We start from the raw sequence: 13,977 nt of genomic DNA, 5'->3' as shown, positions 1-13,977 counted from the left end.
GTGTCCTTTGCTACGGTTTAGATAACTCAGGAGAAACGTAATGGCTCAAAAGGTAAAGATTATTCTTGAAGATGACCTCGACGGCGGTCCCGCAGAGGAGACTGTGCGTTTTGGTCTTGATGGTGGCCAGTACGAGATTGACTTGTCTAGCGCAAATGCAGCTCGCTTGCGTGATGCTGTGCGTCCTTTCGCAGCGAAGGCACGTCGTGTGCAGGGTGCGCGAACTCCTGGCCGTCCTGCTGGTTCACGTTCGGTTTCTGCGCCTAAGCGTAATCCCGAGACTGCTGCTATTCGTAAATGGGCTAAAGACAACGGTTATGACGTTTCTGACCGCGGTCGTATCCACCAGGATATTCAGGATAAATACTACGCTCAGCAGAAGACTAAGGGCGATTTCTAAGAACCTGCTATCTTTTACCTGATTTTTAAAGATTTTGGGGCCTCCTGTTTGGGAGGCCCCAAAATCTTTAAGGTCTTTATGTATTTTCTTGAGAAAATATATAAAGTTCTTCTTTTATGTTTTTCTAGTCCACACTTTAGGGGATATATATGTATTGATATATCCTCGGTATTCCTACTGAAACTATTTTATAAGCTTTCTTAGCTTAATAGTTTTTAGAGAAACTAAATGCTTATGAATGTTACCAATAGTATTCATTTTCTTTTTTAACAAACTGATAAGCACCTAACAGATAGGTCAGAACTACCAAACTTTAACACTTCACATAGACCCTCAACGCCTCCGGCAGAGGGAACCTAACGAATCCTCATCTTTTCACCGCATGCGAACAGCCCCCAGAAAGAACAAAAATACGCGTAATGTTTTGCATAACGTAATATTTTGTGAGGAGTGTTCAATGTTTGAACGATTTACCGACCGTGCTCGGCGCGTAGTGGTTCTAGCGCAAGAAGAAGCGCGCATGCTAAACCACAACTACATCGGTACCGAACACATCCTATTGGGACTTATCCACGAAGGCGAAGGTATCGCTGCGCGTGCACTAGAATCCCTAGGAGTGAGTCTCTCGAGTGTTCGAGAGCAAGTTCAAGACATCATCGGCCCTGGTGCTCAAGCGCCATCCGGGCATATTCCTTTTACCCCGCGAGCAAAGAAAGTTCTAGAACTTTCGATGCGTGAAGCTATTCAGCTCAACCACGGATACATTGGCACCGAACACATCCTCTTGGGGCTTGTGCGCGCCGATGAAGGTGTCGCAAATCAGGTTCTTACCAAACTCGGCGTAGACGGCGCTAAAATACGTCAAACTGTTACCGACCTCATCGCAGGATACTCCGGAAACAACGAAGGCAAAGAAACTGCCGGCGTTGGTGCTGGAAACTCCAAAGAAGGTGCGCCTGCCGGTTCTGCCATCCTCGACCAATTCGGACGTAACCTCACCGCAGCTGCCCGCGAAGGCAAAATGGATCCGGTCATCGGTAGGCACCGCGAGATGGAACGCGTCATGCAGATTCTTTCACGCCGCACTAAGAATAACCCCGTACTTATCGGTGAGCCCGGTGTCGGTAAAACTGCTGTGGTTGAAGGGCTTGCTCAAGCAATCGTGCACGGAGACGTTCCCGAAACGCTCAAAGACAAGCACCTCTACTCACTCGACCTCGGCTCTCTCGTAGCTGGTTCACGCTATCGCGGAGATTTTGAAGAACGACTCAAAAAAGTTCTCAAAGAAATTCGCACCCGTGGCGACATCATCCTCTTCATCGACGAAATCCACACTCTCGTTGGTGCTGGTGCAGCAGAAGGCGCCATCGACGCAGCCTCAATCCTCAAGCCCATGCTTGCTCGCGGCGAATTGCAAACTATCGGCGCAACCACCTTGGATGAGTACCGCAAACACATCGAAAAAGATGCTGCCTTAGAACGTCGTTTCCAACCTATTCAGGTAGATGAACCTTCGCCAGCTTTGGCTATTGAAATTCTCAAAGGCGTACGCGACAAGTATGAAGCGTACCACCGCGTGACCATCTCAGATGAAGCCATCGAATCAGCGGTAAACCTTTCTGCACGGTATATCTCTGACCGTTTCCTCCCCGATAAGGCAGTAGACCTCATCGACGAAGCGGGTGCACGTCTACGTATCAAACGTATGACTGCACCACCAGAGATTAAAAACCTCGAAGAACGTATCGCACAGCTCAAAGCAGAAAAAGAAGCTGCTATCGCCGCTTCTGAATTCGAAGAAGCAGCAGAGATTCGTGACCGCGAACAACAACTCATCGAGAAAAAAGATGAGGCAGAAAAGAAATGGCGCGAAGGCGGAGACGAATTCGGTGAAGTGACTCCCGACGTGATTTCTGAAGTTCTTGCCTACGCAACGGGCGTTCCTGTCTACAAGATTACTGAAGAAGAGACCAGCCGCCTACTCACCATGGAAGATGAACTCCACAAACGAGTTGTCGGACAAAAGAACGCTATTAAAGCTCTTTCTCGTTCTATTCGTCGAACCCGTGCTGGACTCAAAGACCCCAACCGTCCCGGAGGCTCTTTCATCTTTGCTGGTCCTACCGGTGTTGGTAAAACCGAGCTTGCTAAAGCTCTAGCAGAGTTCCTCTTTGGTGATGAATCAGCACTCATTACCTTGGATATGTCAGAGTACCAAGAGAAACATACCGTTTCTCGTCTCTTCGGTGCACCTCCCGGATATGTGGGCTTTGAAGAAGGCGGACAGCTCACCGAGAAAGTACGTCGTAAGCCGTTCTCTGTTGTTCTATTTGATGAGGTTGAAAAAGCACATGCCGACCTTTTCAACTCGCTTCTACAGATTCTTGAAGACGGTCGCCTCACAGATTCGCAAGGACGTGTCGTCGACTTCAAGAACACTGTTATCATCATGACCACTAACCTTGGTTCTCGTGATATGGCACGTAAAGTGCCTGTCGGTTTCCAAAGCGTTGGAGATGTTGAAGGTGACTATGAGCGGATGCAAGCACGCGTGATGGAAAGCCTCAAAGAGCATTTCCGTCCAGAATTCTTGAACCGTGTTGATGACATCGTCGTCTTCCCGCAGCTTTCTGAGACTGAAATCTTGCAGATTGTGGACCTGTTCACTGGTCGTTTAGCTCAGCGTCTTGCGGAGCAGGACATGAGCATTGAACTGACGAACTCTGCGAAGATTCTGATGGCAACAAAGGGATACGATCCTGCAATGGGTGCACGCCCACTCCGTCGTGAGATGCAACGGAACATTGAAGATGTTCTCTCTGAAAAGATTCTCTTTGGAGAAATCAAACCGGGAGAAAAAATCACGGTCGACACGGTGGGCGAAGGAGATCTCGCAAAATTTGTGTTCTCTTCCGTCACGATGAGCGAGCTATCTGAGGACTCAGTAGACTTCTCCGCCCACGAGGCAGAAGAAGAAGCTGAAGAAATCGTTGAGCACGCTCAAAGCTCCGAAACAGAAGAGTAAAGGCATTCCTGGGAGCACCTCAGCTCTCAAGAAACCATGGATGCAGTCAATGACTAGTAAACCTCCCTCCCCTGCACAGGGGGAGGGAGGTTTGGTTTCCTGTATCTGCCTAGCCATATGTGAGAGTAGAACACTCCAAAGAAGCTGGAGCAGGCAACCGAGGTTTTAGCTGGTTTAAGATTCCTGTGTTATGTATCGCGTGAACGTGTAATGCAAGGCAGGGAAAACACCTCACTCTTTTAAAGACTTAGACCCGAGGATGTTCTTTGAGCTAACCCGTCATGAACTAGCGTAGATAGACACCGCTCTTTCTGCTCAAAAGGACTATTGAGCTGATGTAAATGCGTTAGCTCCTCAGAAATATCTGGGCGATGATTTACCGTATGAGCATCAAAGAACATTTCTGGTGGCACAGGTGTGAGTGCCTGACGCAAAACCGCCATAATAGCACCTCGTAGCTGACGGTCTGTACCGTGCCAAGTCTGCCCCTTGGGGGTGTAATCTGCTGGAGGTTTTCCTGCGCGAACCCACGCACAATGCTCCTGTACCGGACATACCTGACATTGCGGGGTACGTGCAGTGCAGATAAGAGCACCAAGCTCCATTGTTGCCGCATTCCACTGAACAGAGTCCTCTAAAGATTCTGGCATGAGTGACTGCGCTAATCGAGTTTGCGCTGCTGTAAGAGATTTACCCGGTAAGGCTTTCGCCAAAACAAGTCTGCTATGAACTCGTCGAATATTAGTGTCGATAACTGTTGCTCTGCCACCAAAGGCAAAAACACTAATAGCAGCAGCCGTATATGAGCCAACACCGGGTAGCGCCACTAACTCTTCGTAACTTTTAGGGACGACACCAGAATGCTTTTCAACAATCGTCTTTGCGGCTTCATGAAGACGAAGAGCACGCCGAGGATACCCAAGCCGTCCCCATGCCCTAAGAATAGTTGCAGAATCTTCTGCCGCAAGAGCAGCCGGTGTACTCCACCGTTCAAGCCAATATTCCCAAACCGGTAACACACGTTTGACGGGGGTTTGTTGGAGCATGAACTCACTGACCATCACCTCCCAGCCCGTGCGTGTCGGGGCACGCCACGGAAGGTCTCTTTGGTTCTTCTCGAACCACGAAATAATGTTTTGGTGGATGACGGCGAGTTCTTGTGCCGATGGTGATGAATGAAAATGCTCAGAAGCCACAAGAACACCATAAAGGATTTAACATATCCATAGCCAATAGGGGCAGAAAACTGGCACGATACACGCTATTCTAGATATATGTCTCAAAATGGTTTCGAAGATCCACACGGCGACGAGCCTACACAGCAGGTGTACATCCGACGTCGTATTTTTGCACTCTTAGCACTTCTTCTCGTGCTGATCCTTCTTATCTGGGGTTTCGTGTCTATTGTTAGAGCGCTCAGCGGCTCATCCAAGAACACAGACGCTTCTGCTTCACAAACAGCAGCATCCAGTTCTTCAGCTGCTCCTTTTAGCGACTTTACAGACCGAGCTTCAGCGTCTGCCCACGCCGACAATAAAGACGGCGACAAAGATAAAGACGAAGCAGATAATTCTGCTTCTGCGCAGGCTTCAGATAATGCTCAAGAGCAGAAAAAAGAAGAGGACGCACAAGCTAGTGCATCTGTAGAAGCCGCAGAGACTCCTGCAGCTGAACCAACTCAGGAACAGCGCACTGAAGATGCAGCTGCATCCGAGACTGCTACCGCTGAACCTACCGAAGAGCAAAGCCCTGCCGTAGTATCAGCTTGCTCCGCAGCAGATATGGCTGTTTCTTTGACTGTCGATAAGAACTCCTACGGCGCCGGACAGTTCCCCGCTATGGCAGTAACCTACACCAACACAGCTGGAACTCCTTGCACCGTTGGCGGTAACGCCGGAGCTGTTGACGTCAACATCATCTCTGGACCTGCTCAGGTATACAACTATGCACAGTGCAACGCTGCTGCCATCGACCCGACAGAAATTGCTGCCGGCGCAACCGACACTAAAGTGATTACTTGGGACCGTTCTTTGAACGTCCTCGGTTGTGGCACCAAGCGCACCATCCAACCTGGACACTACTGGGCTACTGCAAGCGTAAACGGTGTACACTCTAAGCCTGTTCGTATCATCGTTACCGGCTAGCACCTCAAACCTTAACGTTTAACGTGTTGAGCGCCGACAATGTGAAAACATTGTCGGCGCTCAACCTTTAACGCTGAAAAATAATACGCCGTATTTTTATCTGAACTGTTCAAGCAAAGATGCCTCTGCCATCCGTGAAAGAGATTCACGAATTACACGAGCACGTTGCTCACCAATACCATCAACGGCACGCAAATCATCGAGACTAGCTGACATCAGCCCCTGCAAACCATCAAATTGTTCAACAATACGAGAAGCAACTGCCCCTGGCATAGACTTAATCCCCGATAACAGACGATACCCACGCGGATACAGCGAAACATCCAAATTTTGCCCATCCAAACCGATAGCATCTGCAATCATCGAAAAATCAACAAGTTCTCTATCATCAAGAGAATATAAACGCGTAAGTGCCTGCTCAACCTGATCAGTGTCAGGGGTTCCTTCTGCCGGCAAATAATCACGAAGAATCACTCGAGCATCGGGAGTATCCGGACGAGTCAGCTCCTCCAATTGCAACGCAATGAGACGACCACTAACTCCCAGTTCCAACACATAAAACCCAACTTCAGTGCAAATACGACGCACCATCTCCATACGCTGCAAAGTAGCCGCAACATCACGAACCGTAACACTCGACTCAATCTCAAAAGAAGACAACGACTGAAGAACCTGCTCTAAACGCTTCGTATAAGACTCCAACGTCTGAATCGCTTGATTAGCTCGGCTCATCAACACCTGAGAATCTTCCACCGTGTAACGGATACCATCCACATACACCGAAATAAGAGACATGGACGCGCTCACTGAAATCACCGGAAAACCCGTCTGGACCGCAACACGTTCAGCAGTACGATGACGCGTACCAGACTCCTGCGTCGGAATACTAGGGTCAGGTAAAAGCTGAACACCAGCATGGATGAGCTGTGTCGCCTCACGATCACAAATAATAGCGCCATCCATCTTTGCAAGCTCTCGAATCCGAGTTGCAGAGAACTCTGTATGAATCGCAAAACCGCCAGAAGATATTTGAGATACCGTCTTATCATTGCCGAGCACAATGAGAGCGCCGGTTCGACCACGAAGGATTCTCTCTAACCCCTCACGCAACTCGGTGCCAGGAGCAATACGGGCAATAGTTTTAAGAAGACGTTCACTGTAGACAGACTGCACAAAACCATCTTATGCCAGTAACAACATAAACCTTAAATTAGGAGGTTTTAGAGGACTTCTCAGCAGGGAACAACAACGCTAAAGCTTCGTTCAGAGAAATAACCTCCCGAACGCTCACACCAGCAGGAACCTCACCCACGCCCGTAGGAGAAGCCGGCACAATGACATGAGTAAAACCTAGGCGCGCAACTTCAGCAATACGCTGACGAATACCAGGAACAGGACGCACCTCACCAGCAAGCCCAACCTCCCCAAAAACAGCAAGCTTACGCGGCAGAGGCTGATCTTGCGCAGCCGACGCTAAAGCCATCACCGCCGCTAAATCAGATGCTGGCTCAGCAATTTTTGCGCCACCAACGGTCGAAATATAACAATCTAAAGAACCCACATGAAACCCTGCACGCTTCTGAAGTACAGCCAAAAGCATCGCGATACGAGAATGATCAAGCCCAGACGTCGTCCTTCTGGGCTGAGCAGTAGAAGACTGATCCAACAACGCCTGAATCTCTGCCAATAGTGGGCGACGCCCCTCCATCGTTACCGTAACGCACGTACCAGATACAGGGTGCGCCGTCCTCGACACAAAAAGCCCCGACGGATCAGTAACAGGCGCAATCCCGTCCTCATGCATATCAAAACACCCGACCTCATCGGTTGGGCCAAAACGATTTTTAACAGCACGCAAAAGACGAATCTGCGAATGTTTATCACCTTCACACTGGCACACGACATCAACTAAATGCTCTAAAAGACGTGGGCCAGCTATCGTGCCCTCTTTCGTCACATGACCCACAAGAAGAGTGCACATATTCCGTGACTTTGCTGCAGCAATCAACGAAGCAGCAACCTCACGCACCTGAGTCACACCACCGGCACTTCCCTCCACCTGAGTAGAAGCAAGAGTCTGCACCGAATCAACAATCAAGAGTGCCGGATTCACCTGCTCAACATGAGCTAAAGCCACACTCAAATCCGTCTCAGCCGTCAAAAACAGCGTATCTGCCACCGCACCAATACGATCAGCGCGCAATTTCACCTGAGCCGCTGACTCCTCACCGGTAATATACAACACCCGATGCGACGAATCAGAGCCCGTACCACGCGCAAAACGAGCCGCAATATCAAGTAACAACGTGGACTTACCGACACCTGGCTCACCAGCCATCAAAATCACCGCACCAGGAACAAGACCACCACCAAGCACCCGATCAAACTCAGGATTACTCGTCGGCATATACTGAGCAACCGTAGAATCAACCGACCCAATAGGACGAGCCGGCTGAGCTACCGCAGAAGCAGGAGCAGTCTTAGCAACAGCAGCACCATGAATTTCTTCTACCGTTCCCCACTGCTGACACTGACCACAACGCCCCACCCACTTCGCAGTTGTCCAACCACACTCAGCACAACGATACGTATTCGCAGAACGAGAAGACTTACGAGCACTCATCAACGACCCTCCACACTAAAACTCAACATACAGCCTACCAACATGGCACTACTGATCCCCTCTGAGCTGAGAGCGCAACACAATATTCAACGCACGAGTATCATCAGGACACAAACCTCGTCCACTAGTAGAAGAATCTTCAGACTGTTCAAGAGCCTGCTCTAAAAGTTCACGCTGTTTCTGAGGATCTTGAGGAATCACCGGAATCTGCTGAGTGCGTGGCGCATGCTTTGTCATCGAAACTGTCAACGGCACCAAACACTGAACCGCCTCATCATGAGACTTACCCGTAGCCTCCAACAAATCAACCACAAGAGGACGAACCATCAACACCAAAGACTCTGCCTCTAATGTCTGAACACCCATTAATACCGGATCAAGCTGTTGAGCAATACGCACTAAATGACGTTCCGCCTGACTTTTAAGATCCAAACGGATATGCTCCTCACGGTGAGAAACCGCCTCACCTAACAAGGTCACCGCAACACTCAACTTAGAAAGCACCGTCGTTAAAGAAATAATGGCGCTTTCAGAAAGTTGCACATGATCCAATGTTGAAGCCATCCGTCGATTCAACACCCGCGTATTACGAATCGCCAAATCAACAGCATTCAACGTAGAAGATAACTCCAATAACTCACGTCGATGACTGCGACCTAACCACGATAACTGAGCCATACCCTTAGCCGTTACCACTTCACCATCTGCTGTTGCATACAACGGCTGTAAACTACGAGCACTGGCCAACGCCATCCACGCAGCCTTAGAATCATATGTTTCTATCGCTGCAGCAGACTCCTTGAGCACATCACTATAAGCTGCCAATAACTTTTGAGAATTCCAACGAGGTGAAACACGAGGATCCTTCGGGAAAAGAAACATCATCAAGAAAGCAAAAGCGCCACCAACAATCGCGTCAAGACTCCTCAAAAAAGGCCCCTCAACCGTGGGCGTCATCAAAACCACCAGACAGGATTGCAAACCCATCTGAATCGTAAAAATAATGCCATCATCAAGGAAACGTGCCACCAGAATAGAAATCAGAAGAATCACAGCCGCCTGCCAAATGCCACGGCCCAGAAGCAACATCAACGCATCACCAATAATGACACCCAACGTCACACCGATAGTTACTTCTAACATCCTCCGCGCATGAGTAGCACCACGTACATACCCTAAAGAAACAATCGCTGCCGTTGCCGCAAAAATTGGTTCACTATGCCCAAGCACATGCTGAGCAAAAATATAAGCGCCGATACCAGAAGCAACAATCTGAAGAGACTGAAAAAATCCCTCACGAACCCTTCTCATACCGGACATAAACCAGCCACAAAAACTCTGTACAAGACGCGACCACGCGTGTGAAACTCCCATGCTCTCTAGTGTAGGCGCTCAACATAAAGAACAAGAAAATCGCACAGAGTTAAGGAACCGTTTACGTAAGTGTTCATTATGAGAAACTTTCCACTCCTAGAGTTACACCTGTATGAGACAGCTACCGACACTTGTTCAACTGTCTACCCATACAGCTGAGATAGAGAATATCTCAGATTTTCTTCACATACGGAAAAGGACAATTCGTGAAAGCAAAAGCTCTTGCAAGCACCGGCTCCCTAGCCCTTATCGGACTACTCGCTCTTTCTGCTTGCGGATCTGATAACGCCGTCAAAACAACCACCAACGATTCCTCATCCAACGCTCAAAGCAACGTCAGTGGAACGCTCACCGGTATTGGCGCATCCTCACAACAAGCAGCAATTACCGCATGGGAAAGTGGCTTCGCTGCAGAACACAGTGGCGCAAACGTACAATACTCTCCTGACGGCTCCGGCGCAGGACGTAAAGCATTCCTTGCAGGAGCAGCAAACTTCGCCGGCTCTGACGCCCACCTGTCCAAAGAAGAATACGAAGCATCTAAAGCCGTCTGTGGTGCAGAAGGCGGCATCGACATCCCCGTATATATCTCACCCATCGCAATTGCCTTCAACGTACCGGGAATCAAAGAACTCAAACTCGACGGTGAAACCATCGCAAAAATCTTCAAAGGCGACATCACCAAATGGAACGACACCGCAATCACTTCCCAAAATGAAGGCGTAGAACTTCCTGACACCACCATCACCGTCGTTCACCGCTCTGACGACTCAGGCACCACCAAAAACTTCACCGAATACCTCGAAGCCGCCTCAAACGGAGCATGGGGTAAAGAAGCTGACGGTAACTGGCCTTCTGAATACGCCGGTGAAGCAAATAAAGGCACCTCCGGTGTCGTCTCCACCACCGTAGCAACTGAAGGCGCAATCACCTACGCCGACGCATCAGCTATCGGAACCCTCGGAACAGTATCCGTCAAAACCGGTGAGGACTACGTCAAACTCTCCCCAGAATCTGCCGCTAAAACTGTAGAAATTTCTGAACGAGTTGGCTCCATGAACGAACACGATATGTCCATCGACATCAACCGTACCCCCAACGAAAATGGGGCGTACCCCATCGTGCTCGTCTCATACCACATCGTATGCTCCACCTATAAAGACCAGAACACCGTAGACCTCGTCAAAGCCTACGAAAGCTACGTCGTATCCGAAAAAGGACAGCAAGACGCTGCTAACGCCGCATCTTCAGCACCGCTCACACCAGCACTACGCGACGAAGCACAAAAAGCCGTCGAATCCATCACCGTCGCGAAATAAATATCAGCAACGAACGCAGAACCGAGATAGAGCGCATCCATGACTACCCAAATACGGTCTACACTTCCAGGAACAACAGAAACACACTATTCTGAAACTCCAGGACACGGGACAAACCTACCCCAAGGTTCACGCCCCTCCCACAGTGCAACACCCAACCCGTTCGCACAGGCAACGCATGCAGGTAGCCCCGCCACCGACAAGATTTTCTCCGGAATATCACTCAGCGCAGGAATCCTCATTCTCGCTGTTCTTGCGTCCGTTGCGATATTTCTTATCATCCAAGCAGCACCAGTTTTCTCCGCCCCAGCAGCAGAACTCACCGAAGGTAGCTTCTGGTCTTATATCTACCCGCTAGCAGTTGGAACGCTTATCGCCTCCGCCATAGCGCTACTTCTCGCAACACCCATGGGCATCGGTATTGCCCTCTACATCTCCCACTACGCGCCAAAGAAAATTGCGAAACCGGTCAGCTACCTCATCGACCTGCTCACCGCAATCCCGTCCGTCATCTTTGGTGCATGGGGAGCAATGGTGCTCGCACCACACGTTGTACCTATCTACGACTGGCTCGGAACACACATGGGATGGATGCCCATCTTCTCTGGGGCTACCTCACAAACAGGTAAAACTATCCTCACCGCAGGAGTCGTCCTTGGCATCATGATTCTGCCCATCATCACCTCTATGTGCCGTGAACTTTTCATCCAAACCCCCAAATTGCAACAAGAAGCAGCACTAGGATTAGGGGCAACACGCTGGGAAATGATTCGTATGACGGTCCTTCCCTTTGCACGAAACGGAATTATCTCCTCCGTCATGCTGGCACTAGGACGCGCACTCGGCGAAACCATGGCCGTCACCCTCGTACTCTCTGGAGGTCCACTCACCGCCTCCATCATCTCCTCCGGAAACCAAACCTTCGCATCAGACATTGCGTTGAACTTCCCTGAAGCTTATGGCTTACGCATGTCAGAACTCATCGCAGCCGGTTTGGTGCTCTTCGTCATCACCCTCATCGTCAACATTGCAGCACGACTTATTGTCAGCCGCTACCGCAAGAAGGCATAACTCATGAGTATCGCATTATCATCATCTGATTATTTTGGAGTCCACCGAGCACCACGCTGGATGCCTCTAGCAGTAGCCACCTCATCGGTACTACTAGGAGCGGCGCTCGCTTCTGTTCTTGGATTTTCGTGGATTAGCTGGGGTATCTTCTCCGCGATAACTTTCATCATTGCTGCTCCGATAGTGACGGGAATGGTTGAAGGGCGACGCCGTGGAGTGGATTCTTTAGCACGGTTCCTAGTTCTTGGAGCTTTTATCGGTGCTCTTATCCCATTGACCTCGGTGATTTGGGTTGTCCTTTCTAAAGGTCTGCCTCACCTATCGGTTGATTTGTTGAGCACCTCGATGAAGGGTGTAACAGGTGTTCACGATAACGCTGCATTAAGCGGTGAAGGCGTCGTACTTGGAGGTATTTACCACGCGATAGTAGGAACATTAGAGATTACTCTTCTCGCAACAGTGATGTCGGTTCCTGTCGGTTTGCTCACGGCTATCTACCTTGTGGAATACGCCAAAGGTGGTGTTCTCGCAAAAGTAATTACTTTCTTCGTCGATGTGATGACAGGTATCCCGTCAATTGTGGCTGGTCTTTTTGCGGCATCATTCTTCGCGTTCGCAACAGCTAACCCCTCTGAAAGAACAGGTTTTGTTGCGGCTGTAGCCTTATCAGTTCTGATGATTCCTACCGTGGTCCGTAACGCAGAAGAGATGCTTCGTATTGTTCCTAACGAATTACGTGAAGCTGCATATGCGCTAGGCGTTCGTAAATGGCGCACCATCATGAAAGTTGTTATTCCTACCGCAATTTCTGGTATTGCCTCTGGTGTGACTCTTGCAATTGCGCGCGTCATTGGTGAGACTGCCCCAATTCTTGTTACTGCAGGGTTTGTCACCTCCATCAACTGGAATGCGTTTGGCGGTTGGATGGCAACATTGCCAACATACATCTACTACCAGTTGATGACACCAACTAGCCCAACCGCTGCTGCCGTTTCTGAAGGTCGAGCGTGGTCAGCTGCTCTTGTACTTATCGTCATTGTCATGGTGTTGAACCTAGCTGCTCGATTGGTGGCAAAGGTTTTTGCCCCGAAGACAAGCCGCTCATAATACTTTTTCTCTCCCACTCGCAATAGTTAAGGAAACTCTTTTGTCTCAGCGAATCGATGTTGAAAACCTCAACGTATACTACGGTGATTTTCTTGCTGTAGAAGATGTCAATATGACGATTGAACCGCGCTCGGTCACTGCTTTTATTGGGCCTTCTGGTTGCGGTAAGTCAACGTTCTTACGTACGTTGAACCGTATGCACGAAGTTATTGCCGGTGCTCGCGTTACCGGAAGTATTCGCCTTGACGGGCATGATCTGTATGGTAAGGGAGTTGATCCTGTAGCAGTTCGTGCGAAGATTGGTATGGTTTTCCAGCGTCCTAATCCGTTCCCGACGATGTCTATCCGCGAGAACGTTCTTGCTGGGGTGAAGCTCAATAATCGTAAGATTTCTAAGAGTGATGCGGATGAGCTAGTAGAGACTTCTTTGAAAGGCGCAAACCTGTGGAATGAGGTCAAAGATCGTCTTGATAAGCCGGGCGGTGATCTTTCTGGCGGACAGCAGCAACGTCTATGCATTGCTCGTTCTATCGCCGTCAAACCTGAAGTTATTTTGATGGACGAACCGTGTTCTGCGTTAGACCCTATCTCTACTTTGGCGGTAGAAGATTTGATTAATGAACTGAAAGAAGACTATACCGTGGTGATCGTGACCCACAATATGCACCAAGCATCACGTATTTCAGATAAGACCGCATTCTTCAATATTGCTGGAACTGGTAAGCCTGGAAAACTGATTGAGTACGGTGATACTCGAGAGATCTTTAGCCGACCGAAAGAGCAGGCAACTGAAGATTATATTCTTGGTCGTTTCGGATAAGACCGAAGTTCTGCGGGTAGAAGATGAGGGGTGTAACGCGTGTATGCGTTACACCCCTCATCGTATATGTGATGTAGTACGAGTGTGCATGAAT

General features: G+C 49.4%; 11 protein-coding genes. 7 read left to right on the top strand and 4 right to left on the bottom strand.

Annotated elements, in window-relative coordinates:
* The first annotated feature begins 40 nt into the window (after positions 1–40).
* Both ACN084_RS02290 and ACN084_RS02285 read left to right on the top strand, forming a co-directional pair.
* Entirely contained in the window at positions 41–400 is a 360-nt protein-coding gene (locus ACN084_RS02290) for a histone-like nucleoid-structuring protein Lsr2 (protein WP_419101096.1), read from the top strand.
* Between the two features lie 457 nt (positions 401–857).
* Entirely contained in the window at positions 858–3,425 is a 2,568-nt protein-coding gene (locus tag ACN084_RS02285) for an ATP-dependent Clp protease ATP-binding subunit (RefSeq protein ID WP_419105750.1), read from the top strand.
* Between the two features lie 239 nt (positions 3,426–3,664).
* Here the strand turns inward: ACN084_RS02285 and ACN084_RS02280 are convergent, their stop codons facing one another.
* Positions 3,665–4,621 carry an A/G-specific adenine glycosylase gene (locus ACN084_RS02280; RefSeq protein WP_419101094.1) on the bottom strand — a complete coding sequence of 319 codons (957 nt, stop codon included), beginning with the start codon at positions 4,619–4,621 and terminating at the stop codon, positions 3,665–3,667.
* 78 nt (positions 4,622–4,699) lie between these two features.
* Between ACN084_RS02280 and ACN084_RS02275 the strand changes: the two genes are divergently transcribed.
* The gene (locus tag ACN084_RS02275) at positions 4,700–5,569 is read left to right on the top strand and encodes a hypothetical protein (RefSeq protein ID WP_419105749.1); all 870 of its coding nucleotides are present in this window, start codon (positions 4,700–4,702) and stop codon (positions 5,567–5,569) included.
* A gap of 96 nt (positions 5,570–5,665) precedes the next feature.
* Here ACN084_RS02275 and disA read toward each other — a convergent pair whose 3' ends face one another.
* From disA to ACN084_RS02260, 3 genes are read right to left on the bottom strand one after another with little or no spacing between them, the layout of a single operon-like run.
* Entirely contained in the window at positions 5,666–6,742 is a 1,077-nt protein-coding gene (gene disA, locus ACN084_RS02270; RefSeq protein WP_419101092.1) for a DNA integrity scanning diadenylate cyclase DisA, read from the bottom strand.
* Positions 6,743–6,779: 37 nt separating this feature from the next.
* Positions 6,780–8,192, bottom strand: coding sequence for a DNA repair protein RadA (gene radA / locus ACN084_RS02265; RefSeq protein ID WP_419105748.1), 1,413 nt, complete (start codon positions 8,190–8,192; stop codon positions 6,780–6,782).
* 48 nt (positions 8,193–8,240) lie between these two features.
* A complete protein-coding gene (locus tag ACN084_RS02260) occupies positions 8,241–9,566 on the bottom strand; it encodes an FUSC family protein (protein WP_419105747.1) in 1,326 nt (441 codons plus the stop codon).
* A gap of 206 nt (positions 9,567–9,772) precedes the next feature.
* Between ACN084_RS02260 and pstS the strand changes: the two genes are divergently transcribed.
* The 4 genes from pstS to pstB are packed head-to-tail and all read left to right on the top strand — an operon-like array spanning position 9,773 to position 13,883.
* Positions 9,773–10,885, top strand: a complete 1,113-nt coding sequence (gene pstS / locus ACN084_RS02255) for a phosphate ABC transporter substrate-binding protein PstS (protein ID WP_419105746.1) — start codon at positions 9,773–9,775, stop codon at positions 10,883–10,885.
* Positions 10,886–10,924: 39 nt separating this feature from the next.
* Positions 10,925–11,956: a phosphate ABC transporter permease subunit PstC gene (pstC, locus tag ACN084_RS02250; RefSeq protein ID WP_419105745.1), complete on the top strand. Its 1,032-nt coding sequence runs from the start codon at positions 10,925–10,927 to the stop codon at positions 11,954–11,956.
* Positions 11,957–11,959: 3 nt separating this feature from the next.
* Positions 11,960–13,063 (top strand): phosphate ABC transporter permease PstA, encoded by a 1,104-nt coding sequence (gene pstA, locus ACN084_RS02245; protein WP_419105744.1) that lies wholly within the window; start codon positions 11,960–11,962, stop codon positions 13,061–13,063.
* 40 nt (positions 13,064–13,103) lie between these two features.
* The gene (gene pstB, locus ACN084_RS02240; protein ID WP_419103132.1) at positions 13,104–13,883 is read left to right on the top strand and encodes a phosphate ABC transporter ATP-binding protein PstB; all 780 of its coding nucleotides are present in this window, start codon (positions 13,104–13,106) and stop codon (positions 13,881–13,883) included.
* Positions 13,884–13,977 lie beyond the last annotated feature (94 nt).

Origin of the sequence: Rothia sp. P7208 (genome assembly GCF_048512915.1) — a bacterium.
GTDB lineage: Bacteria > Actinomycetota > Actinomycetes > Actinomycetales > Micrococcaceae > Rothia.
The sequence above is the reverse complement of the archived record's forward strand: the minus strand, read 5'-3'. Positions and strand labels throughout refer to the sequence as shown.